Source organism: Streptomyces sp. NPDC047028 (assembly GCF_040644095.1).
Lineage (GTDB): Bacteria > Actinomycetota > Actinomycetes > Streptomycetales > Streptomycetaceae > Streptomyces.
Genome location: NZ_JBEYVS010000001.1, coordinates 188408 through 211102 on the forward strand (window position 1 = coordinate 188408; position 22695 = coordinate 211102).

Below are 22695 nucleotides of genomic sequence, written 5' to 3' on the forward strand. Positions count from 1 at the left end.
TCCGGGTTTTGACAGCAAAGATCACCTGGCGCCGATGAAGTAAGGCGTACAGAACCACTCCACAGGAGGACCCCAGTGGCGAAGGCGAAGTTCGAGCGGACTAAGCCGCACGTCAACATCGGCACCATCGGTCACATCGACCACGGTAAGACGACCCTCACGGCCGCCATTACCAAGGTGCTGCACGACGCGTACCCGGACCTGAACGAGGCCTCGGCCTTCGACCAGATCGACAAGGCTCCCGAGGAGCGCCAGCGCGGTATCACCATCTCCATCGCGCACGTCGAGTACCAGACCGAGACGCGTCACTACGCCCACGTCGACTGCCCCGGTCACGCGGACTACATCAAGAACATGATCACGGGTGCGGCGCAGATGGACGGCGCCATCCTCGTGGTCGCCGCCACCGACGGCCCGATGCCGCAGACCAAGGAGCACGTGCTCCTGGCCCGCCAGGTCGGCGTTCCGTACATCGTCGTCGCCCTGAACAAGGCCGACATGGTGGACGACGAGGAGATCCTGGAGCTCGTCGAGCTCGAGGTCCGTGAGCTCCTCTCCGAGTACGAGTTCCCGGGCGACGACCTGCCGGTCGTCAAGGTCTCCGCGCTCAAGGCCCTCGAGGGCGACAAGGAGTGGGGCAACTCCGTCCTCGAGCTGATGAAGGCCGTGGACGAGAACATCCCGCAGCCCGAGCGCGACGTCGACAAGCCGTTCCTGATGCCGATCGAGGACGTCTTCACGATCACCGGTCGCGGTACGGTCGTCACCGGCCGTATCGAGCGTGGTGTCCTCAAGGTCAACGAGACCGTCGACATCGTGGGCATCAAGCAGGAGAAGACCACCACCACGGTCACCGGCATCGAGATGTTCCGCAAGCTGCTCGACGAGGGCCAGGCCGGTGAGAACGTCGGTCTGCTGCTCCGCGGCATCAAGCGCGAGGACGTCGAGCGCGGCCAGGTCATCATCAAGCCGGGCTCGGTCACCCCGCACACCGAGTTCGAGGCGCAGGCCTACATCCTGTCCAAGGACGAGGGTGGCCGCCACACGCCGTTCTTCAACAACTACCGTCCGCAGTTCTACTTCCGCACGACGGACGTGACCGGCGTGGTGACCCTCCCCGAGGGCACCGAGATGGTCATGCCGGGTGACAACACCGAGATGAAGGTGGAGCTCATCCAGCCCGTCGCCATGGAAGAGGGCCTGAAGTTCGCCATCCGTGAGGGTGGCCGGACCGTGGGCGCCGGCCAGGTCACCAAGATCAACAAGTAAGTCCTTGTTGGCTTGACCGCCTGGTAGCTCCCCGGAGCACCGGAAGGGCCCGTACGACCTCGGTCGTGCGGGCCCTTCGTCATGCGCGGGTCCTTCGCCGTGTGCGCCGTACACTCCCCATGATTGGTCTGGACCTGTACTGGGGAGGATCGCGATGCGCAGCACCACCGTTTCGCCGGGGACGACCCCGCTCACCCCGCGCCCCGGGGAGCCGCCCCTGCACCGGCTGGAGGTGGCCGGCCCCGGCGGGCTGCCGTTCGCCGCCGGCTCCTTCGACGCGATGGGCCCGCTGTCCCGGACCACGCACCCGCACCGGCACACCTTCTACGAGATCGTCCACGTCACCGCCGGTTCCGGCGCCCATGTCGTCGACCTCGCCCGCTGGCCGGTACGGCCGCCGCACCTGGCCGTGATCCTGCCCGGCCAGATCCACCACTGGCAGGACGGCCACGGCCTCGACGGCACGCTCGCCCTGTTCACCGAGGACTTCCTGGTGGACCACCCCGGCGACATCGACCTCCTGCGCGGGCTCGGCCGCACCTGCTGGTTCGCCCTGGACGCCGAGGACGACGTACGCGTCGGCGGTCTGATGGCCGACCTGGCGGCGGAGCACCGGCAGCGGGCACCCGGACACGAGAGCGTGCTCCGCGCCCTGCTGCACGTCCTGGTCGTCCGCGCCGCCCGTCTGGACCGGAAGGGGGAGACCGGCCCGGAGCGCCCCCGCCCGCGTCCCCGGCCCCGTGGCCTCGCCGAGGCGTTCGCGCGGCTGACGGCGCGGCGGGAGGCGGCGGCCTGGTCGGTGGGGGAGTGCGCCGAGCGGCTCGGGGTCTCTCCCGGCCACCTCAGCCAGGCCGTGCGCGCCGCCACCGGCCGCAGCCCCGGCCGGCTGCTCATCGAGGCGCGGGTGTACCAGGCCCAACGCCTCCTCGCACACACGGAGTTACCGGTACGGCAGGTGGCGGCGCGCGTCGGCATCACCGACCCCGCCTACTTCTGCCGGTTCTTCCGGCGGGAGACCGGCCGCAGCCCCGGTGACTTCCGAAAGCACCACAGTCGCCACGACCAGTCCATCGAAGCGCCGGACGGCCCCGCCTAGGTTCGTTGCCGACCCGAATGGCCCTCGTCATGGCCCCTCGCCCCGCCCCCACAAGGAGCAGGTATGGACAGCGAGCCGCACTCCCCGAACCCCTCGCCCGCCGAGCAGTACCGGCCGGCATCCCGGCCGATCTCGCGCAAGACGGTCCTGCGCGCGGCGGTCGCGGCCGGTGCCGCGATCCCGGTCGCCCTCATCGGCGGCCCGGCCCTCGCCCGCACCATGGCCACCACCGGCACGAGCGTGCCCCTCACCCCGCCCTGCGACGACGGCGACGACCCCACGCCGGAGCAGATCGAGGGCCCGTACTTCAAGCCCAACTCGCCCGAGCGCACGAGCCTGTTGGAGCCCGGCATGCCCGGCACCCACCTCACGGTGTCCGGCTACGTCTTCGGCAGCGCCTGCCTCCCCGTCGCCGGCGCCCTGCTGGACTTCTGGCAGGCGGACGACAACGGCGCCTACGACAACACCGGGTTCACCCTGCGCGGCCACCAGTACACCGACTCCACCGGCGCCTTCGCCCTGACGACCATCGTCCCGGGCCTCTACCCCGGCCGCACCCGGCACATCCACGTCAAGCTCCAGGCGCCGGGCCGCCCGATCCTCACCACCCAGCTGTACTTCCCGAACGAGCCGCGCAACAACACCGACACGATCTTCGACCCGCGCCTGCTGATGACCGTGCGCGACGGCAACGGGGGCCGCGAGGCCGCGTTCGACTTCGTCCTCGACGTCCCGCAGGACCCGGGCGGGGGTGGCGACCCCACCACCCCGCCGCCCTCCGGCACCACCTGGACCGCCGGCACGACGTACCGCCCCGGTGACCGCGTGACCTACGCCGGCAAGCCCTACGTCTGCGTCCAGACCCACACGGCCCAGGCCGGCTGGGAACCCCCGTCGGTCCCGGCCCTGTGGCAGGCCGGCTGAGGGGGCCGGCCAGGGCCGGTGCCGAGGAGGTGCACGTGGGGCTCCTCGGCACCGGTGCGCCCCGCCCCGTCCGACCGGCGCGCCCCGCCCCGTCCGGCCGGCGCGCCCCGCCCCGCCCGACCGGTGCGCCCCGCCTCGGCCGGCCGGTTCAGCCCGGCCAGACCTCGGCGACCGAACCGGCCAGGGCGAGAGCCTGGGCACGGCCCGCGCGGGCGGCGGCCGGCCGGCGGGTGTCGTCGGCGAGGTTGCGGCCCATCGCCTTTCGGGCGGCCGGGTCCGGAGCCAGCAGGGCCACTCGCGCTCCGCCGTCGGACAGCTCCGCCGCCTGCCGTCCGGCGCTCGGGTGGGGCCCGACCGCCTTGGGGATCGGTACGACGGCCAGCACGCGCCGGTACCCGTGGGCGAGTTGCAGGTTGGCGGTCGAACGGCTCCCGCCGTCGATCCAGCGGCGGCCCGCGATCGTGACGGGGGACAGGACGACGGGTACGGCGCAGCTCGCGGCCACCGCGTCGAGGAGCGGCACACCGGACGTCGCGTCGAATGTCTCGACCCGGCCGGTCCGCGCGTCGACCGAGGTGATCCGCAGCTCCCGAGCGGGCCAGTCGCGTACGCCGCCGAGCAGCGGGCGGAGGAGACCGACGGGGTCCGCCTCAGGGCCGGTGCGGGCGCGCAGTGCCGCCCGGCCGAGGCGTTCGGCGGACCGCTGAGGATCACGGGACCCGAGAGCGGCCCAGAGGAAGCGCAGCGTCTGGCCCGGCGTCACCGGCAGCTGGATCGCGTCGGTACCGTCGAGCTGGCGCTCGTACAGCTCCGCCGCCGGGACGCCGGACAGCAGCCGGGATCCGAAGACGGAACCGGCGGAGGTGCCGATCACGATGTCGGCACGGCCGAGGTCGATCCCGGCCTCGGTGAGCCCCGCGAGCACGCCGACCAGCCAGGCTCCGCCCACTGGCCCGCCGCCGCCGAGGACGAGTGCGGTGTCGGACACGGTCCCTCCCCAAGAAAGGTCACGAAGAACGCTCACCAAAACGGGGACCACTCCCCACTTCTCCTCTCGACGTTAGCATCCGTACCGGGGACAGCTCCCCGGTACGGAGATGCGAGACGGCGGGGCGGAAGGGGAGACGATGTGATGGCCGAGGGTTCGCCGGTGGGGCGCCGCGACGCGTTGCGCAACCGCAGGCTGCTGACGGACCAGGCCCGAGCGGTCTTCGCGGAACAGGGTCTGGATGCCCCGCTGGACGAGATCGCCCGGCGCGCGGGTGTCGGCAACGCCACCCTCTACCGGCACTTCCCGACCCGGGCCGCGCTCGTGGAGGAGGTCTTCCGGGACGCGCTCAGCGAGACGATGGCGGCCGGAGAGCGGGCCCGCACCGCCGAGGACGCGTGGACGGGCCTGACCGACTATCTGCGGTACGTGTTCCACGGCCTGGCCGAGGACCGCGGAGCCAACGACCTCATGACCACGAACCTGGCCGACGTGCCCTCGCTGAAGGCGATCCACGCCCACAACCGCGAGACCGTCGGCACCCTTCTCCGCCGGGGCCGGGAGCAGGGCACCATCCGCCCGGACGTCACCCCCGAGGACCTGCTCCTCGCCCTGGCCGCGTTCGGCCGGACCGTCCCCGCGCTCACCGCCGTCGCTCCGGACGCCTGGCTCCGCCCCCTCGACCTGCTCATCTCCGGGCTGCGCCCGCACCCCACCACGCCCCCGCTGCCCGCACCGTCCCTCACTCCCGCCCAACTCGGCGACGTACTGAGCGAACTGGCTCCGCACAAGGGACGCTGACGCGGCTGGAGCAGCCCGGGGCCGACCGTCACTCGGGCGAGTCGAAGACCTCGTCGCTGGTCGCCGCGGTCACGGCGCGCAGGAGCCAGGTCCGCAGGACTTCGGGGTCATCGCAGCCGGTCACGCGGCTGCGGGCTTCCTCCGACACGTCGATGCCGCGCTGCTCAAGGATGAGCAGGACGTCCTCGGCGCGGCCCTGAGCCCGGCCTTCGTCGCGGATTTCCTCGGAGATGTAGGACTTGTAGAAGGAGAGGTCCACGGCCACCAGGTTCCTCCAGAAGTGCTTGGCCGGGCGGTTTCCCAGCCCTTGCGCGGTGAATTCGATGATGGGGTCTGCGACGTCTTCGGGCACGTCCCGCAGCGCGGTGGACAGGGCTTTCAGTATGGCACCGATGTGTGGACCCGCCGCGTGTGTGATGGCCGCGAGCGCGGTCAGCGCCAGGTCGGCACGGGCTTCGTCGGGGTCCGTGATCACGGGCATGTTGTGCGGTCCGGCGACGATGGGCCGGACGGTCAGCGACGGCCACGAACAGAATCCGATGGGCTCGGGCCGGGTCGCCCATTCGGCCGTCGCGCGGTCCTGGCAGACCACGGGCAGCAGAGGCGGCAGGCGGTATTTGTTGCGCAGGTAGGCGAGGTAGTAGCTCCAGCTGGCCGGTTTCTCGAGGTCCTTCTTCTTCTGCGCCTCGATCGCGAGGAGGAAGGGCCCGTGGTGCTCCGTCTCGACTTTCAGCAATGTGTCGATGCGGCGGTCGACGGGCTTCGTCTCGGTGACGTCGTTCGGCAGCACGCTGACCCCGGTGGCCTGGGGGAACGGGATGCTGAGTGCTTCGGAGACGCGTGAGAAGAGGCCGGGGTAGTCCTGGAAGATGCGGTGCATCGCCTCGTGGGACGAGGTGACCATGGGGCTCCTTCTGGAAATCAGGGGTGGCCGGCCGCCGTACGGCAGCCGCGGCAGCGGGTTTCTCCCTCCGGGGCGCGGAAGCCGCGGTCGCAGCCGTTGCAGTTGAGGAGGGCGAGTGGCTCGGCCGGCGGGGCGGTCGGGGTGCGCAGCGGGGGTGGGGGTGGGAGCTGGGCCGTGAGGCGGTGGGCGAGGAGGGCCGCCGGGCGGCGTGGGCCCTCCGGTGGGAGGTCGGTGGTCAGGGCTCTGCGTACGGCGCTCGGGGGGACCTCGTACTGCAGCCAGGCCGCGACGCCGGGGGCCAGGTGGGCCGTGTCGCAGGCCGAGAGGAGGAGGCGGGGGTCCTCGCGGTGGAGGGTGGCGAGGAGGTCGGTGGCCTGCTGGAGGAGGGTGGGGTGGGAGTACGCCGGTTGGGGGACCGGGGGGAGGGGGTGCCGCTTCTTGCGGGGTTCTTCGCGGGGTGCCGTCCGCGGGACGGGTGCGGGCGCGTGATCCCTGTGTGCTGCCACCTGCCGTGGCTGGTTGCAGCTGATCGTGCGGGTGACGATGCGGCCGGTGTGCGTGCGTTCGCGTACGCGGCGCAGGTAGCCGTGGGCCTCCAGTTCGCGCAGCCCGGCGGCGATGCGGGTGCGGCCCTCCGGGAAGCGTTCCGCGAGGGTCTTGATGTCCACGGGCGCGTTCGTCGGCAGCGACTGGATGTGTACGGCCAGGGCGATGGCGACGAGGGACAGCTCGGCGTGCTGGGCGAGGTGGTTGCCGATCACCGTGAAGCGGGTGGTGTGGCGGGAGTTGTCGTGGGTGACGCCGTAGGCATGCCCGCGGCGCCGTGAATTCCCCCGGGAGGGGGGTTCGTTCACTTCGTTCGCGGCAACGGCTGACTGGGCGCGCGGGGGCACGCTAGGGTTCACGGTACCCATCGGGAAGCTCCTACTTCCTCGGTGGCCAGGCCCTCGATCGGGATCGCTAGTCCCGGCCGGGGGCCGTCGCATGTGTGCGGTTGTTTGCGCTGAGAGTAGGGCAGTTGAGGGGCCCGAAATCCAGCTGAGCCGGTGATGTTCACCCGCCCGAGTGAGCGGCCGTCCCGGGCGGGAGGGGTGGGGCTTGGTGGGGTTCCTTTCCCCCGAGTTCCTTTAGTGGGAATGGCCTGCGACCCCGGGGCCCGCAGCTTCGGGTTCCGGCGCTGAGCAGCACACTTCCGCCCACACGGTCTTGCGCGGGAACCGGTCCTCGCGTACGCCCCACCGGTCCGCGAGCGCCTCCACGAGGAGGAGGCCCCGGCCCGATTCCGCGTCGACGGACGGCTGTTGGGGCGCTGGGAGGCGGTCACCTCGCGTGTCGGACACCTCGATACGGAGTGTGTCGCCGACGACGTACAGCGTCAGCCGGAAGTCCCGGCCGGGTACGCGGCCGTGCGTGACCGCGTTGGCCGCCAGTTCGGCGACGACGTGGCTCGCACTCTCCGTGGGCAGGCCCCAGTGCCGTAGGTGCGCCTCCGCGAGCAGCCTGGCCAGGCGGGCTCCGCGCCTCGTCGCTGACAGCAGCACGCTGAAGTTCGGGAACTGGTCGGCCTGTTGGGCCGTGGACTCGGCTACGGCGATTTCCTGATTCACATCACTCAGCGTGGCCGGATACGCCTACCGTGAGGAGTGACTGAGTGCTTGCGTACTGTGACTGTCGGCTGCTTGTCCGGTGCTGTCCGGGCTGTCGGCACCGTTGCTCCGGGTAGGGCGTCGCGGTACGACGCGGGACTACGGAGGGGCGCGGTATGTCGGTGGACGGCGAGGCGGCACGGCAAGGGACGGATGCGGACGAGCCGGGGTGGGAGGTCGATCCCGACGACGAGTGGGGCGTCGCCGTCATCACCACGGTCGGACGGCAGTTGAAGTTGCGGAGGGAGGCGGCGGGGCTGCGGGCCGCCGAGTTCGGCAGGGCGGTGGGGTACGGGGAGGACCTCGTCTACAAGGTGGAGGGCGGCAAGCGGATCCCCCGGCAGGACTACCTGGTCCGGGCGGACGAGGTGCTGGATGCGGGCGGTCTGGTCGCGGCGACTTGGGAGGACGTGAAGAAGGTCCGGTATCCGAAGAGGCTGAGAGAACTGGCCAAGTTGGAGGCGCAGGCGGTTGAGATGGGCCTGTACGAGAGCCACAGCATCAACGGCCTATTGCAGACGGCTGGACACGCGAGGGCGTTGTTCGCAGCCCGGCAGCCTCCGTACGCGCCGGATGAAGTGCAGCGACTGGTCACCGCCCGCGTGGCACGGCAGTCGATCTTCGAGCGCACACCTGCCCCGGCGCTGAGCTTCGTCCAGGAAGAGGCAGCCCTGAGGAGGCCCATCGGGGGCACAATGGTCTGGCGCCAGCAGCTCGAACGGTTGCTGGAAGTGGGGAGATTGCACAACGTCACGCTTCAGGTGATGCCGCTGCACTGCGAAGCACACCCGGGGCTGGACGGAAGGATCGAGGTGCTGAAGTTCGCGGACGGTACTGCGGTGGGCCGCTCTGACGGAGCGCTCAACGGCCGGCCGACTTCCGAGCCCAAGCACCTACGCATCCTTGAGCTGCGTTACAGCACGATCCGTGCGCAGGCTCTCTCCCCACGCGAGTCGCTGGTCTTCATCGAGCAACTGCTGGGAGAGACATGATTCACAAGGCCTCTGCCGAGGACGCCACCGATCTGGCGTGGTTCAAGAGCAGCTACAGCAGTGGCAACGAAGGCGACTCTTGCGTCGAGCTTGCCCTCACTTCCGGCACGGTCCACGTCCGCGACTCCAAGAACGTCGCAGGCCCCAGCCTGGGCCTCACTGCTGCCGCATGGGCGGATTTCGTCCCCTACGCCTCGGAGTCATGATGCGCGCGACCTCTGCGGGGGACGCCCCCGAGCTGGCGTGGTTCAAGAGCAGCTACAGCGGCGGCAACGACGGCAACTCCTGCGTCGAGCTTGCTCTCACCCCCAGCACGGTGCACGTCCGCGACTCCAAGAACACCGAAGGTCCCCGGCTGGCCCTCGCCCCCGGCGCCTGGGCGGACTTCGTGACGTACGCCTCGGAGGGCTGACCCCTCCCCGTACGCTGCCGGGGGAGTAACACTGGGAGGCGGCCGCTCCTCTTCCTCCGGAGGGGGCAGCGGTCCTTTTCCGCGCGCGGCAACGGCGCCGAGCGCTCGCCACCGGTCCCGTACCGGTCGTAGCCGTGCCAGAAAGGGGACTCGTGATCACCCGACACGACACCACGACCCAGCTCGACGCCCTCCGTATCGAGATCGAGCGGCGCAATCCCGCGCAGCCCGAGTTCCATCAGGCCGTGCACGAGGTGCTGGAGACGCTGGCGCCGGTGCTGGCGGCGCGGCCCGAGTTCGCCGAGCCGGGGCTCGTGGAGCGGCTGTGTGAGCCCGAGCGGCAGGTGATCTTCCGGGTGCCGTGGCAGGACGACCGGGGGAGGGTGCACGTCAACCGGGGGTTCCGGGTGGAGTTCAACAGCGCGCTCGGCCCGTACAAGGGCGGCCTGCGCTTCCACCCGTCCGTGAACCTGGGTGTCATCAAGTTCCTCGGGTTCGAGCAGATCTTCAAGAACGCGTTGACCGGGCTGGGTATCGGCGGTGGCAAGGGCGGCAGCGACTTCGACCCGCGCGGGCGCAGTGACGCCGAGGTGATGCGGTTCTGCCAGTCCTTCATGACCGAGCTGCACCGGCACATCGGCGAGCACACCGACGTCCCGGCCGGGGACATCGGCGTCGGCGGCCGGGAGATCGGCTACCTGTTCGGGCAGTACCGGCGGATCACCAACCGCTGGGAGGCCGGTGTCCTCACCGGCAAGGGACGAGGCTGGGGCGGCTCGGCGATCCGGCCCGAGGCGACCGGGTACGGCAACGTGCTGTTCGCGGAGGCCATGCTGCGCGTGCGCGGCGAGGACCTGGAGGGCCAGACGGCCGTCGTCTCCGGCTCGGGAAACGTCGCGATCTACACGATCGAGAAGCTGCTCGCGCTGGGCGCCAACCCGCTGACCTGCTCGGATTCGAGCGGGTACGTGATCGACGACAAGGGCATCGACGTCGACCTCCTCAAGCAGGTCAAGGAGGTGGAGCGGGGCCGGATCAGCGAGTACGCGCTGCGCCGGGGCGCCTCCGCCCGCTTCGTGCCCGACGGCCGCGTCTGGGAGGTCCCGGCCGACGTCGCCCTGCCCTCCGCCACGCAGAACGAGCTGAACGAGACCGACGCGGCCACGCTCGTCCGTAACGGCGTCAAGGCCGTCTCCGAGGGTGCCAACATGCCGACCACGCCCGGCGCCGTACACCTGCTCCAGCAGGCCGGTGTCGCCTTCGGTCCCGGCAAGGCGGCCAACGCGGGCGGTGTCGCCGTCAGCGCGCTGGAGATGGCCCAGAACCACGCCCGTACGGCCTGGTCACCGGCCCGCGTCGAGGAGGAACTGGCGGGGATCATGACCGACATCCACACCACCTGCCACGAGACCGCCGCGCGCTACGGCGCCCCCGGCGACTACGTGACCGGCGCCAACATCGCCGGCTTCGAACGGGTCGCCGAGGCGATGCTGGCCCAGGGCGTCATCTGAGCCGACCGGCCTCCGGGTCTCCCCCCGGGGGCCGCAGCCGCCACCGGCGCTTCACCGGCGGCCCCGATACCGTCGCCGGGGCGCGGCGTTGGAAGGTTTGGGACAAGGGCCCATCGCTCTGACCCGGCCGTCGCGCCGACGCTGACGCCTACGGCCGGGGCCGCGCACAGAGCCCGCGCGCCTCAGTGCGCCAGCGCGCTGCCGAACGCGTCCCCGTCGCTGCCCGCGGAGAAGCCGAGGTCGGCTTCGGCCAGGGCCTTGGCCGACTCCAGGGTGCCCGGCTTGACCTTGAGGATGGTGACCGTGCCGGCCGAGTTGCCGGGGGCTCCGACAAGGGGTTCGACGCGGCCGTTGCCGTCGGTGTCCAGCGCGCCGACGGTCCAGCCGAAGTGGTCGCCCTCGGCGGCGGTGCCGGGGACGCCGTCGGTCTCCTGGTCGATCCACAGGCCGCCCTTGGTCGTGATGCCGCCGGTGGCGTTGCCGAAGAGGATCATGGAGGCGCCGGCGCCCTTGAAGGAGCCGATGGCCTCGCTGCGCATGCCGAGGACCAGGTCGTCCACACCGTCGCCGTCGAAGTCGCCCGAGGCGAGGGAGGAGGCGAAGTAGTCCTCGGTCTCGGGGGCTCCGGCGATACCGGGGCTGTTCTGGTCGAACAGCTTCACGCGGCTGGTGGCGGACAGGCCCTGCGAGCCGCCGTAGAAGACCGCGAGGCGTCCGGCCGCGCCCTTGGCGCCGACCTCCTCGTCGGAGACGCTGACCGCGACGTCCGCGTACGGGTCGTCGTTGAAGTGGCCGACGGTCAGCGCGCTGCCCACGAACTCGCCGATGCCGGTGACGTTGGCGGAGTCGACCCAGCCGTCGGAGGCCGGAGCCCCGTTCTTGATGGGGCCGTACATGATCTGCAGCGAGCCCCGGTCGGAGCTGCCGGTGATCTGTTCGCCGATGGTCGCGGAGATGAGGTCGCCCACGCCGTCGCCGTTGACGTCGGCGACGGCGAGCTGTTCGCCAAAGCGGTCGCCGACCTCGGGCGTGCCGGGGACGTTGGCGGTGGACTGGTCGATCTGGATCGTGTCGGCGGCGTTGAGGCCGGTGGACGTGCCGAACATGATCTTGATGGTTCCGGCGTTCGCCTTGCCGCCGGCGTTGTCGAGGGGCTGCCCGATCGCCAGGTCGCAGTAGCCGTCGTCGTTGAGGTCCCCGGTGGTCAGGGAGTACGCGAAGGCCTCGTCCTTGACGACGGTGCCGGGGTAGTTCGCGGTGTCCTCGTCGAAGCTCTCGGTGGTGTCGTTGTAGATGCCGCCCGAGGCGCCGTAGTGGACGGTCAGCATCCCGGCGCCCTCGACGTCCCCGATGGCCTCCATCGGGGAGGAGACGGCGAGGTCGGCGTAGCCGTTGTTGTCGAAGTCGCAGCTGGCCACCGACTGTCCGAAGCTGTCGGCGGTCTCCGGGTCGCCCGGGACGCCGGGGGACGCCTGGTCGATGCGGACGGCGGTGCTCGCGGGGCCGGTCGAGGTGCCGTTGGCGATGATGACCGAACCTGCGCCCGCCTTGCTGCTGACGGTGTTCCCGGGCAGGCCGACGGTGAGGTCCGGTATGCCGTCGCCGTTGAAGTCGTACGGCTTCGCCGCGCTTGCGGAGCCGGACACGAGGGCGACCGTGGTCACGACGCCCGCGCACGCGAGCAGGGCGACGCCCGCGAGCCAGACCCGGCGGCGGCGCCCGGTCGTCCTCCCGGCCGTGGCACCCTGACCGGTCTCCGCGGTCTTCTCGGCCCCCGAGGCCCTCTCTTCGGCCATGACTGCCCTTCAATCCTCTGCGGTCCGTGGCGAGTTCCGTGACGTGAAATCGCCATCGGCGATCGTGACGGAAGGCGTGGACCACCGTCTGGGCGACCTGGTCCGTGTGAACGAGCCGCAGGTTATCCCGGTGATCATCTCGAAATGATCACGCCGGGCGCGCTTGATAACGGCCCCTCAGGGGCGTGGCTGAAATCGATTGCCTATGGTGGGACCGGGTGGTGGGCCTCCTGGAGACCCTGTGACCGCCCTGTGCGGACGGGGCATACCGTGCCAACTCGTTATCAATCCGTTGTCATGGGCATGGCGCAGGTCCTTACTGATCACTTACGGTGTACGCCGCCCGGGTGCACCCTCCGGCCCAGTGCCGTGTGTGCCCGGCTCCCTGCTTCCGGCCGATCGCCCCCGTGCGGGCGATCGGCCTTGTGGTGTGAAGGAGTCCCGTGCCCAGCCGCCTCCGCCTCCGTCTCCTCGCGGACGTCCGGCGTTCCCTGCCCGGACGGGCTGGACAGCCCGGAAGATCCGGACTGCCCGGACGTACCGGAGGGGTCCGACCCTCCGGGCGGCCCGGCCGCGCCTCGCGTGCCGTCGCCCTGACGTCGGGCGGTCTGTTCCTGGCACTGGGCGCGACCCTGCTGCCCCCGCCCGCGCTGACGCCGTTCGTCCAGCGGGCCGAGGCCGCCGGCTGGGCGGACACCACGGCGCCCGCGCAGCGCACCGGCACCGCCAAGGGCAGGAAGCACGAGGTGGGCGCGGCCGGCGCCGACGCCACCGGCCGGGACAAGCTGAACGCCGGTGACCTGAAGGCCGGCAAGCACGCCCTGCCCCTGCACGACTCCGGAACCGGCTTCACGCCCGTCCAGCCGAAGGTCAAGAAGACCGCCCTGCACCCCCGCACCACCGGAGGCGTGAGCAAGGGCCTCACCGGCTACGTACCCGGACGCAGCGTCGAACTCCCCGGCGAACGCACCGCCACCACCAAGGAGTTCAGCAACCCCGACGGCACCCGCACCACCCGCGTCTACACCGAGCCGGTCAACTACAAGGCCACGGACGGCAGCTGGAAGACGATCGACACCTCGCTCGTCCCGGCCGCCGACGCCAAGGGCGCGCCGGCCGGTGCGAAGGACGGGAAGGACCGGCTCGCCGCCGTCTCCGACAGCACCGGGCTCACCCTGGCCGAGCACGGCGACGACCCCGCGCTGGCCCGGCTCAAGGTCGACGACGGCCGGCACCAGGTCGGCTTCGGCATCAGCGGGGCCACCGGCACCACCGCCGAGGTGCACCAGGACGCCGCCCACTACGACGGCGTGCGGCGCCACTCCGACATCGTCCTGAAGGCCGTGCACGGCGCGGTCAAGGAGACCATCGTCCTCAACTCGGCCGACGCGCCGCACGAGTGGACGTTCCCGCTCCACCTCGACGGGCTCACCCCGTCGCTCGACGCGCACGGCGCCGTCCTGCTGAAGGACGCGAAGGGCGCCGTGCAGGCCGTCATCCCCAAGGGGTGGATGGCGGACTCCTCGCACAGCGCGAAGACGGGCGGCCCGGCGCTCTCCGACGACGTCGACTACCACCTGGCCAAGGCAGCGGACGGCCAGTGGTCGCTGAAGGTCTCCCTCGACGACGCCTGGCTGGACTCCCCGAAGCGCACCTACCCGGTCAAGGTGGACCCGAGCGTCGACGACATCGACGACAACGGCGACGCCTTCGTCCAGAACACCTTCGCGGACACCAACTTCGCCGGTGACGACGAACTGAAGATCGGCTCCTACGACGCCGGCACCAACGAGGCGATCAGCTACCTGAAGTTCGACAACGTCACCAGCCAGCTGAAGAACCGCTACATCCTCAACGCCGACCTCGGCCTCTACAACGTCTGGTCCTCCAGCTGCGCCGACCAGAAGATGACCGTCAACCAGGTCACCGGCTCGTGGAGCTCCACCACGGTCACCTGGAACAACCGTCCGGCCAGCTTCGACGACCTGATCGCCTCCGACTCCTTCGCCGCAGGCGAGAACTGCGGCGGCTCCAAGTGGCACGTCGTCGACCTGGGCAACAAGGGCGTCGACCTGGTCCAGGGCTGGGTCGACGGCTCGGTCAAGAACAACGGCCTCGCCCTGTGGGCCGACTTCAGCACGTCCGGCCCGTGGAAGCGGTTCGGCAGCGCCAACTCGGCCGACAAGCCGTACCTGGCGATCACGCACAGCGGCTACGGCGCCCAGTACACCGTCGGTTCCCAGACCGCCCCGCTCACCGGCGGCCAGAGCGGCGAGGTGAACGTCACCGTCAAGAACCTCGGCGACTTCACCTGGGAGCCGCTCGGCTGGAACGAGGTCCGCCTCGGCACCCGGGTGCGCGACTACGACAGCGGCGCCCTCATGGGCCAGGAGGCGTTCACCCGCCTCGACGAGCGCCTGACGCCCGGGGACGACGCCACCCTCAGCGCCCGCATACCCCCGCTGCCACCGGGCAAGTACAAGATCAACTTCGATATGCAGCGGCTGCGGGACCAGAAGTGGTTCTCCAGCGAGAGCGTCCCCGTCGCCACGGTCACCGTGACCTCGCAGGACGTCGGCCCGCGCGTCACCGACGTCTACCCGCGCCCGGGCGGCCAGGTCGGCAGCCTCACCCCGGCCCTGTTCATGGACACCGAGTCCATCGACCACTACCCGGCCGGCGCCGCCATCGAGCACTACTTCGAGGTCTGCTCCGGCACCGCCGACGCCCCCACCGGCTGCGTCAACTCCGGCTGGCAGACCAAGCGCACCTGGAACGTCCCCGCCGCCAAGCTGACCTGGGGCAAGGAGTACGTCTGGCGGGTCAAGGCCCGCGAGAACGGCCTGGAGACCCCGCTCAGCCCCTTCTACACCTTCACCACGGCCGTCGAGCAGCCCGCGATCACCTCGCACCTCGGCAGCCAGGGCCCCGGCGCCGACGGCCGCGAGGTCGACCCCGGCATCGGCAACTACACCACCAGCGACACCGACGCGACGGTCTCCACGGCCGGCCCCGGCCTGACCGTCACCCGCACCTACAACAGCCGCGACCCGCGCTCCACCAACGCCTTCGGCGCAGGCTGGTCGACCCGCTACGACATGCGGATCGACCCCGACGGCGACGGCACCGGCAACGTCGTGGCCACCCTGCCCGACGGCCGCCAGGTCCGCTTCGGCAAGAACCCCGACGGCAGTTACGCGCCGCCCTACGGCAGCTTCTCGACCCTGACCGCCGTCAGCGGCGGCGGCTGGAAGCTCGCCGACAAGGACCAGACGACGTACGTCTTCGGCGCCGACGGCAGGCTCACCCAGGTCACCGACTACCGGGGCCGCAAGCAGACCCTCGCCTACGACACCTCGGGCGCGCTGACCACGGTCACCGCGACCGGCGGCCGGGCGCTGCACCTGACCTGGTCCGGCGGCCATGTCGCCACCGTCAGCACCGACGCCCCCACCTCCGGCGCCACCCAGCTGACCTGGAAGTACACCTACGACGGCGACCGGCTGACCCTGGTCTGCGGCCCCGAGGACACCCTCGGCCACTGCACCACGTACGGCTACGGCGACGGCTCGCACGCCCGGACGGTCGTGCACGACGCCGGCCCGTTCTCGTACTGGCGCCTCGACGAGAAGGACGGCGCCACCGACGCGGCCAGCGACCTTCCGCTCGACCGCGACGAGCACGCCGGCACCTACAACGACGTGCAGCTCGGCACCGCCGGCGCGCTCGCCGGCAGCCCCGACACGGCGGCCACGTTCAACGGCACCACGTCCTATGTGCAGCTGCCGGACCAGCTGATCTCCGACACCCCGTACCTGACGGCCGAGCTGTGGTTCCGCACCACCGGCAGCGGCGTCCTCCTCAGCTACCAGGACCACACCCTGGAGGAGAACACCCCGGTCAAGCTCACCCCGGCCCTGTACGTCGGCACGGACGGCAAGCTGCGCGGCGAGTTCTGGAACGGCACCGCCGCCCCGATCACCACCGCCACGACCGTCAACGACGGCACCTGGCACCAGGCCGCCCTCACCGCGGCCGGCAACACCCAGACGCTGTACCTCGACGGCAAGAAGGCGGGCAGCCTCAGCGGCGACATCACCCAGTACGACCAGCGGTTCGTCTACCTCGGCGCCGGCTACTGGAACAACTGGCCCGCCACCACCGGCAGCATCGGCCACCTCACCGGCGACATCGACGAGGCCGCCGTCTACACCCGGCCCCTCGGCGCCGACAGCATCGCCGAGCAGCACGCCTCGGCCACCGTGGCCCAGCAGCTCACCCGGGTGACGCTGCCCAGCGGCCGGGTTCACTCCGCGGTCACCTACGACACCGTGCACGACCGGGTGTCGTCCTACACGGACGAGAGCGGCGGCACCTACCAGCTCTCCGACCTGGCGCTGACCGGCACCGAGGCCAAGCCCGCCACCGAGGACCAGCCGGCCGTCGCCGGGACCACCACCCTCACGGTCACGGTCACCGACCCCGACCACCGCGCGTCGAGCTACACCTACGACCCGCTCCAGGGGAACCGGCTCATCAGCCAGACCGACGCCGCCGGCCACACCGGCACGTTCGGCTACGACACCGGCGGCTACCTGGCGGCCACCACCGGCCCCGACGGCTCCGTCACCCGCTTCGGCAACGACACCCGCGGCAACAAGGTGTCGCAGACCACCTGCCGTGACGCCGCCGACGACAAGACCTGCCACACCACCTACTCCAGCTACTACCTGAACGCCTCCGACCCGCTCGACCCGCGCAACGACCAGCTCACCGCGACCCGCGACGCCCGGTCGGCGAGCGCCGCCGACGACACGTACAAGACGTCGTACGGCTACGACAGCCAGGGCGACCGGACCTCCACCACCACCCCGGCCACCACGGACTTCCCGTCCGGCCGCAGCGAGTCGTTCACCTTCACCGACGGCACCGAGGCGGCGACCGACGGCGGCACCGTCCCGGCCGGCCTGCTCGCCACCAGCACCGATGTGCGCGGCGCCGTGACCAGGCGGTCGTACACCGCGGCCGGTGACCTGGCGAAGGTCACCGACCCGGCGGGCGTCGTCACCGCGTACGCCTACGACGCGCTCGGCCGCGAGACGTCGAGCACGGTCACCTCCGACGCGTACCCGGACGGCGTCACCACGACGACCACCTACGACGGCGAGTCCCGCCCGCTCACGGTCACCGGCCCGGCCACCACCAACAAGGTGACGGGCACCGGCCACCGCGCGCGCACCACGTACACCTACGACGCGGACGGCCGCCCCCTGACCGAGGCGGTCGCCGACCTCACGGGCGGCGACGCCACCCGCACCACCACGCGCACCTACGACGGCCATGGCCTCCTCGGCACCCTCACCGACCCCGAGGGCGACCAGGAGACGTACACCTACGACGTCTACGGCCGCCAGACCAGCCGCACCATGCCCGGCCAGGGCACCTTCCGCTACACCTACACGGCCCTCGGACAGCTGGCGACGAACACGCTCACCGGCTACACCGGCGACCCCAACGACCCGTCCGCAGCCAGGGACGTGGTCCTGGACTCCTACGCGTACGACCCGGCGGGCCGGCTCGCCGAGCACACCGACGCGATGGGCCGTACCACCCGGACCACGTACTACGACGACGGCCTCCAGGCGCAGGAGATCCTCTCCGGCTTCCACGACCCGGACGGCACGACCCGTGACCTGGTGCTGAGCGACCGCACCTACGACGCGGCCGGGAACCTGGTGCAGGAGACCACCGGCAACGGCAAGGTCACCACCGCCTACGAGGTCGACGCGGCCGGCCGCACCACGGCCTCGGTCCTGGACCCCGCGGGCCTGGCCCGGCGCACCGCGTACACCTACGACGCGGGCGACGAGGTGCTCACCGAGACCCACACCGGCGCGGGCGGCACCCGCACCGAGAAGGTCACCCTGGACCGCGACATCACCGGCGCGGTCACCAAGCAGACCGTGGAGAACGGCACCGACGACCTGGTCACCACGTACCACGTCGACGACCGCGGCCTGGTGACGTCCGAGACGTCCCCGCGCGGCAACGCCACCGGCGCCGACCCGGCGTCGTACACCACCGACTACACCTACGACGCGCTCGGCCGTCCGACCGAGACCCGCGCTGCCCCGGTGACGGCGGAGACCGAGGGGGCGACGCCGTCCACCGTCCGCCCGACGACCACCGTCGGCTATGACACCTTCGGTGACCCGGTGGACGCCCGCGACCCGAACGGCGACGTCACGCACACCGCGTACGACCGCTTGGGCCGCACCACCTCGACCACGCTGCCCGACTACACCCCGCCGGGCGCCACGACCGCGCTGACCGGCAAGGTCTCCCAGACCTACGATGCGGCGGGCAACCTGGCGACCGAGACCGACGCCCTCGGCAAGGTCACCACCTACACCTACGACCAGTTCGGCAACCTCGCCAAGGCCGAGCAGCCGGCCCCCGCGGACGGCGCCGCCGCACCGGTCTCCACGTTCACCTACGACCTGCTCGGCGAGCAGCTGTCGGCCACCGGCCCGACCGGCGCCCGCACCCAGGCGACGTACGACGACCTGGGCCGCCAGATGACCTCGACGGTGCTCGAACGCCGGCCGTCCGCAGGCGCGTTCACGACCACGATGGCCTACGACGACGCCGGCAACCTGGTGTCGGCGAAGTCCCCGACCGGTCTGACCACTTCTGGCACCTACAACGCGGCGGGCGACCCGCTCACCGCCCGGGACACCGCGGGCGCGGTGACGTCGTACACGTACGGCCCGACGGGCCTGCCGGCGACTGTGACGACCCCGCAGGGCCGCACCTCCCGCACCACGTACGACCTCGCGGGCCGGCTCACCCAGGTAACGGACGAGGACGCCACCGGCGCCGAACTCCGCACGGTGGGTACGTCGTACGACGCCGACGGCAACCCGGTCACCTCGACGGACGCGCTCGGCCACACCGTCCACCAGACGTTCGACGCGGCCGGCGACCTCACCGAGCTGGTCGAACCGGTCGACGCCGACACGTCCATCACCACCACCTATGGCTACGACGCGGCCGGCCACCGCACCCGTCTCACGGACGGCCGCTCGAACACCACGTGGTACACGTTCACTTCGCACGGCCTGCCGGAGTCGGTGGTGGAGCCCTCCACCGCGGCCTACCCGAACGCCTCCGACCGGACCTGGACGATGGTGTACGACGCCGCCGACCAGCCGGTGAAGGAACTGAAGCCGGGCGGCGTCACGGTCCAGCGGGACTTCGACGCCCTGGGCCGCGTGACGAAGAACGCGGGTTCGGGCGCGGAGGCCGCGACCACGGCCGAGACCTTCGGCTACGACGCGGCGGGCCGCCTGACCTCGGCGAGCGCGCCGGGCGGCACGGACACCTTCAGCTACGACGACCGCGGTGACCTGCTGTCCTCGGACGGCCCGTCCGGTACGGCGACGTTCTCCTACGACGAGGAGGGCCGCCTCACCGGCCGCACCGACGCCGCGGGCCACACCGCCTTCGGCTACGACACCGCCGGCCGTCTGCGCACGGCCGCCGACCCGCTGACCGGCACGACCCAGACGTACGGCTACGACACCGCCTCCCGCCTGGACACGGTCACCTACGGCGCCACCGGCGCGACCCGCTCCGTCGGCCACGACACCCTGGACCGCGTCACCTCGGACACGACGAAGTCCCCGTCCGGCACGACGACGGCCTCGGTGAGCTACGGCTACGACAAGGCGTCCGACCTGAAGACCAGGACGTCCACCGGCACGGCGGGCGCGGGCACCCAGTCCTACGCCTACGACTGGGCGGGCCGGCTGACCAGTTGGACGAACGTCAACGGTACCGAGACGAAGTACACCTGGGACGCGGCGGGCAACCGCACCGGCGCCGGAGGCGTGAGCGCGTCGTACGACGCCCGCAACCGCCTCACCTCCGCCGACGGCACCACGTACACGTACTCGGCGCGCGGCGGGCGCACGAACAGCACGGACGCGAGCGGTTCGCACCCGGCGCAGTTCGACGCGCTGGACCGGATGACCTCGGCGGGCGGCACGACGTACGCCTACGACGCGCTGGACCGCCTGGTCAAACAGGGCGCCGACGCGCTGACGTACGCCGACCAGACGAACAACCCGGTCGCGGCCGACGGCCAGTTGATCGCCCGAGACCCCTCGGATTCACCCCTGTCCACGGCGAACACCGACGGCACGAACGCGGACTCGGTCCTGGCGGACCTGCTGCACGGCGACGTGACGGCATCCATCGACCCGGCCACCGGCACCGTCGCCGACTCCACCGGCTACGACCCGTTCGGCCAGGTCACCGCCCAGTCCGGCGCCAAGGACGCCCTCGGCTACCAGGGCGCCTACACCGACCCGGCCACCGGCCAGGTCGACATGGCCGCCCGCTGGTACGACCCCACCGCCGGCGGCTTCACGGCCCGCGACTCCTGGAACCTCGACCCGGTCCCGTCCGGGCAGGCCAACCGGTACGCGTACGCGGGCGGCAGCCCGCTGACGAACACCGACCCCAGCGGGCACTGCATCGAGGACCTGTGCATCGGGGAGGCGATCGGCGTCAGCATCCTGGCCGGCTATGTGGGTTCGTCGATCTCCGAGTACTACCGGCAGCACCCGGTTCACATCTCGTTCCACTGGCCGTCGTTCTCCTGGCCCTGGTCGCACTCACACTCCAGCAGCAGCTCGACGACCTCGGTCTTCAGCCACATCTTCAGCAACTCTGTGTCCAGCACCGCGAGTGCCATCGAAGCCCAGGCCCGAGCCCAGGCCGCGGCGGCGGCCCGGAGCCACGGCAGCAGCGTCGCGACACCGCACTCCTCGGGCTACTCGGGGTACCGGGACTACTCGCCCTACCGTGGCCCCGGCCGGCCTCAGGCCCCGCGTCCCCCGGGCCCGCCCCCGCCGCCCCCGCCGCCGCCGTGGGCCTCGCTGATCAAGCTCGCCCTGAACCACCTCGCCGCCCGGCCGGCTGCGAAGCCGCGCGAGGACGCCGAGCACCAGGGGTTCGTGGACGACTCGTTCACCAAGGCGCAGAAGGAACTCAAGGTCAACGAGGAGACGCTGCGCGGCTACTTCAAGATGCTGCCGAACGGCACTCCGGGTACGGACCCGTCGGCACTCCCGTCGCCGATGCCGAGCCCTTCCGCCGGCGGCGGTTCGGGGAACGACTCCGACGACGACCCGTGCGACCTCCCGCGCTCCGAGCGTTTCCTGTACGGCCCCACGGTGGGCGGTGCGCCGACCGGTGCGTCGGCCCTGATCTGCCCGAGTGACCTGAAGAAGAAGAACCGGACTCCGCGCCCGAGTACCTTCCCCGACCCGCCCCACTGGAAGTCGGAGCGGGACGGCAAGGCGTGGAAGTACCACCGCACGCACATCATCGGCGACCGCTTCAGCGGTGAATGGGTGGCAGGGAACGTCTTCACCGGGTACCGGCAGATGAACGATCCCGGAATGAAGCGGTGCGAGAACCGCATGGCGGCGGCCCTGGAGAAGAAGCAACCCGTCCTTTACTCTGGAGTGCTCGATTACGCCAACGGCACGAACAAGCTGCCGACAGGCATCACGATGACCGCGTCCACACCGTCGGGCCAGCTGTTCAAGTCCGTCTACGTGGCGAACAAGTCAGGAACGCAGGTGACCTGTTGACACTGCGAGATCTCGAGTCCGCCCTGCCCGCGCTGAGCGAGTTCCGGTCGGCCGCTCCACGCGGAATCGACTGGGGCCTCATCGAGAGCGAGCTGGGCCTGCGCCTGCCGAGTGATTTCGTCGAACTCTCCGAGCACTACTCCCTGCTCGTCCTCGGTGAATTCCTCTCGGTGCATATCCCCGACCCGGGAAAGGAGCAGGAATTCCTCTCGGTGGCGAGGGAGTTTTTGTCCGATCTCGACAGTCTCCGCGAGGCGGACATGTCGCACGGATACGCGCCGCACCCCGCCGAGGCCGGCCTCTTCCCCTGGGCCGACTCCTGTGAGGGCGACACCTGGTTCTGGAAGACGGGCGGGCCGGGCTCCGACCCGGCCGCCTGGTCGATCGTGGTCAGCGGACACAACGACGACTGGGTCGAGGTCCGGGAAACCCTCACCGGCTACCTGGCCGGCCTCGTCCGGGGAGTAATCCCGCCGGACGCCCTCCCGCCCGACTTCCCCGGCCCGTCCCCGACCGTGGAGGGCTGAGAGGTCACGCCTCCCGGACCACCCCGATGAAAGCGAGCCCGTGAGTACCGTCATGCCTCCCGAACGGCCCGGCGAAGGTGAAGGAGCCGGAGAGGAGCCCTCCAGATCGTCCTCCGGAGCCTCCGCGTCCTCCACATCGGGCGAGCAGTGGACGGCGTTCCAGC

The 22695-nt window shown here is 71.1% G+C and carries 16 protein-coding genes; 11 read left to right on the top strand and 5 right to left on the bottom strand.

The features are described 5' to 3' along the window. Positions 1-75 precede the first annotated feature (75 nt). From tuf to ABZ854_RS00930, 3 genes are all read left to right on the top strand, one after another. Positions 76-1269, top strand: coding sequence for an elongation factor Tu (tuf, locus tag ABZ854_RS00920; RefSeq protein WP_030839706.1), 1194 nt, complete (start codon positions 76-78; stop codon positions 1267-1269). 154 nt (positions 1270-1423) lie between these two features. Further along, positions 1424-2365, top strand: a complete 942-nt coding sequence (locus ABZ854_RS00925; protein ID WP_361202325.1) for an AraC family transcriptional regulator — start codon at positions 1424-1426, stop codon at positions 2363-2365. A gap of 63 nt (positions 2366-2428) precedes the next feature. After that, entirely contained in the window at positions 2429-3289 is an 861-nt protein-coding gene (locus ABZ854_RS00930) for a carbohydrate-binding protein (protein WP_361202327.1), read from the top strand. Between the two features lie 148 nt (positions 3290-3437). Here ABZ854_RS00930 and ABZ854_RS00935 read toward each other — a convergent pair whose 3' ends face one another. Next, positions 3438-4277 carry a patatin-like phospholipase family protein gene (locus tag ABZ854_RS00935; RefSeq protein WP_361202329.1) on the bottom strand — a complete coding sequence of 280 codons (840 nt, stop codon included), beginning with the start codon at positions 4275-4277 and terminating at the stop codon, positions 3438-3440. A gap of 144 nt (positions 4278-4421) precedes the next feature. Here ABZ854_RS00935 and ABZ854_RS00940 point away from each other — a divergent pair, with 144 nt between their 5' ends. Beyond that, positions 4422-5078, top strand: a complete 657-nt coding sequence (locus tag ABZ854_RS00940) for a TetR family transcriptional regulator (RefSeq protein ID WP_361202331.1) — start codon at positions 4422-4424, stop codon at positions 5076-5078. Positions 5079-5106: 28 nt separating this feature from the next. Here ABZ854_RS00940 and ABZ854_RS00945 read toward each other — a convergent pair whose 3' ends face one another. The 3 genes from ABZ854_RS00945 to ABZ854_RS00955 form a co-directional block, all read right to left on the bottom strand. Beyond that, entirely contained in the window at positions 5107-5982 is an 876-nt protein-coding gene (locus ABZ854_RS00945) for a hypothetical protein (RefSeq protein ID WP_361202333.1), read from the bottom strand. Between the two features lie 17 nt (positions 5983-5999). Next, on the bottom strand, positions 6000-6896 hold the full coding sequence (locus ABZ854_RS00950; RefSeq protein WP_361202335.1) for a helix-turn-helix domain-containing protein: 897 nt from the start codon (positions 6894-6896) through the stop codon (positions 6000-6002). A gap of 213 nt (positions 6897-7109) precedes the next feature. Beyond that, positions 7110-7589 (bottom strand): ATP-binding protein, encoded by a 480-nt coding sequence (locus ABZ854_RS00955; protein ID WP_361202337.1) that lies wholly within the window; start codon positions 7587-7589, stop codon positions 7110-7112. Between the two features lie 155 nt (positions 7590-7744). On the opposite strand from ABZ854_RS00955, the gene ABZ854_RS00960 reads away from it, so the two are divergent. From ABZ854_RS00960 to gdhA, 4 genes are all read left to right on the top strand, one after another. Then, the gene (locus ABZ854_RS00960; protein ID WP_361202339.1) at positions 7745-8620 is read left to right on the top strand and encodes a helix-turn-helix transcriptional regulator; all 876 of its coding nucleotides are present in this window, start codon (positions 7745-7747) and stop codon (positions 8618-8620) included. Further along, positions 8617-8826, top strand: coding sequence for a DUF397 domain-containing protein (locus tag ABZ854_RS00965; protein WP_361202341.1), 210 nt, complete (start codon positions 8617-8619; stop codon positions 8824-8826). Before ABZ854_RS00960 ends, ABZ854_RS00965 begins: the two co-directional genes overlap by 4 nt. Beyond that, positions 8823-9032 carry a DUF397 domain-containing protein gene (locus ABZ854_RS00970; RefSeq protein ID WP_361202343.1) on the top strand — a complete coding sequence of 70 codons (210 nt, stop codon included), beginning with the start codon at positions 8823-8825 and terminating at the stop codon, positions 9030-9032. Before ABZ854_RS00965 ends, ABZ854_RS00970 begins: the two co-directional genes overlap by 4 nt. A gap of 152 nt (positions 9033-9184) precedes the next feature. Beyond that, complete coding sequence (gene gdhA, locus ABZ854_RS00975) at positions 9185-10543, top strand: NADP-specific glutamate dehydrogenase (RefSeq protein ID WP_361202345.1); 1359 nt, start codon at positions 9185-9187, stop codon at positions 10541-10543. Between the two features lie 182 nt (positions 10544-10725). Here gdhA and ABZ854_RS00980 read toward each other — a convergent pair whose 3' ends face one another. After that, positions 10726-12339, bottom strand: a complete 1614-nt coding sequence (locus ABZ854_RS00980) for an FG-GAP repeat protein (RefSeq protein WP_361202347.1) — start codon at positions 12337-12339, stop codon at positions 10726-10728. Here ABZ854_RS00980 and ABZ854_RS00985 point away from each other — a divergent pair. The 3 genes from ABZ854_RS00985 (at position 12338) to ABZ854_RS00995 (ending at position 22531) form a co-directional block, all read left to right on the top strand. After that, the gene (locus ABZ854_RS00985) at positions 12338-12487 is read left to right on the top strand and encodes a hypothetical protein (protein ID WP_361202349.1); all 150 of its coding nucleotides are present in this window, start codon (positions 12338-12340) and stop codon (positions 12485-12487) included. The two genes, ABZ854_RS00980 and ABZ854_RS00985, sit on opposite strands and share 2 nt — an antisense overlap. Positions 12488-12782: 295 nt before the next feature. Beyond that, positions 12783-22004: a DNRLRE domain-containing protein gene (locus ABZ854_RS00990; protein ID WP_361202351.1), complete on the top strand. Its 9222-nt coding sequence runs from the start codon at positions 12783-12785 to the stop codon at positions 22002-22004. Then, on the top strand, positions 22001-22531 hold the full coding sequence (locus ABZ854_RS00995) for a hypothetical protein (protein ID WP_361202353.1): 531 nt from the start codon (positions 22001-22003) through the stop codon (positions 22529-22531). The genes ABZ854_RS00990 and ABZ854_RS00995 overlap by 4 nt, the downstream gene beginning before the upstream one ends. Positions 22532-22695: the final 164 nt, after the last annotated feature.

Excerpts from the sequence above, each read along its gene's own strand:
- ABZ854_RS00980 (WP_361202347.1), bottom strand. The coding sequence starts at position 12,339 with ATGGCCGAAGAGAGGGCCTCGGGGGCCGAGAAGACCGCGGAGACCGGT.
- ABZ854_RS00970 (WP_361202343.1), top strand. The coding sequence starts at position 8,823 with ATGATGCGCGCGACCTCTGCGGGGGACGCCCCCGAGCTGGCGTGGTTC.
- ABZ854_RS00985 (WP_361202349.1), top strand. The coding sequence starts at position 12,338 with ATGACTGCCCTTCAATCCTCTGCGGTCCGTGGCGAGTTCCGTGACGTG.
- ABZ854_RS00945 (WP_361202333.1), bottom strand. The coding sequence starts at position 5,982 with ATGGTCACCTCGTCCCACGAGGCGATGCACCGCATCTTCCAGGACTAC.
- ABZ854_RS00965 (WP_361202341.1), top strand. The coding sequence starts at position 8,617 with ATGATTCACAAGGCCTCTGCCGAGGACGCCACCGATCTGGCGTGGTTC.
- ABZ854_RS00950 (WP_361202335.1), bottom strand. The coding sequence starts at position 6,896 with ATGGGTACCGTGAACCCTAGCGTGCCCCCGCGCGCCCAGTCAGCCGTT.
- ABZ854_RS00930 (WP_361202327.1), top strand. The coding sequence starts at position 2,429 with ATGGACAGCGAGCCGCACTCCCCGAACCCCTCGCCCGCCGAGCAGTAC.
- ABZ854_RS00960 (WP_361202339.1), top strand. The coding sequence starts at position 7,745 with ATGTCGGTGGACGGCGAGGCGGCACGGCAAGGGACGGATGCGGACGAG.
- ABZ854_RS00940 (WP_361202331.1), top strand. The coding sequence starts at position 4,422 with ATGGCCGAGGGTTCGCCGGTGGGGCGCCGCGACGCGTTGCGCAACCGC.
- ABZ854_RS00925 (WP_361202325.1), top strand. The coding sequence starts at position 1,424 with ATGCGCAGCACCACCGTTTCGCCGGGGACGACCCCGCTCACCCCGCGC.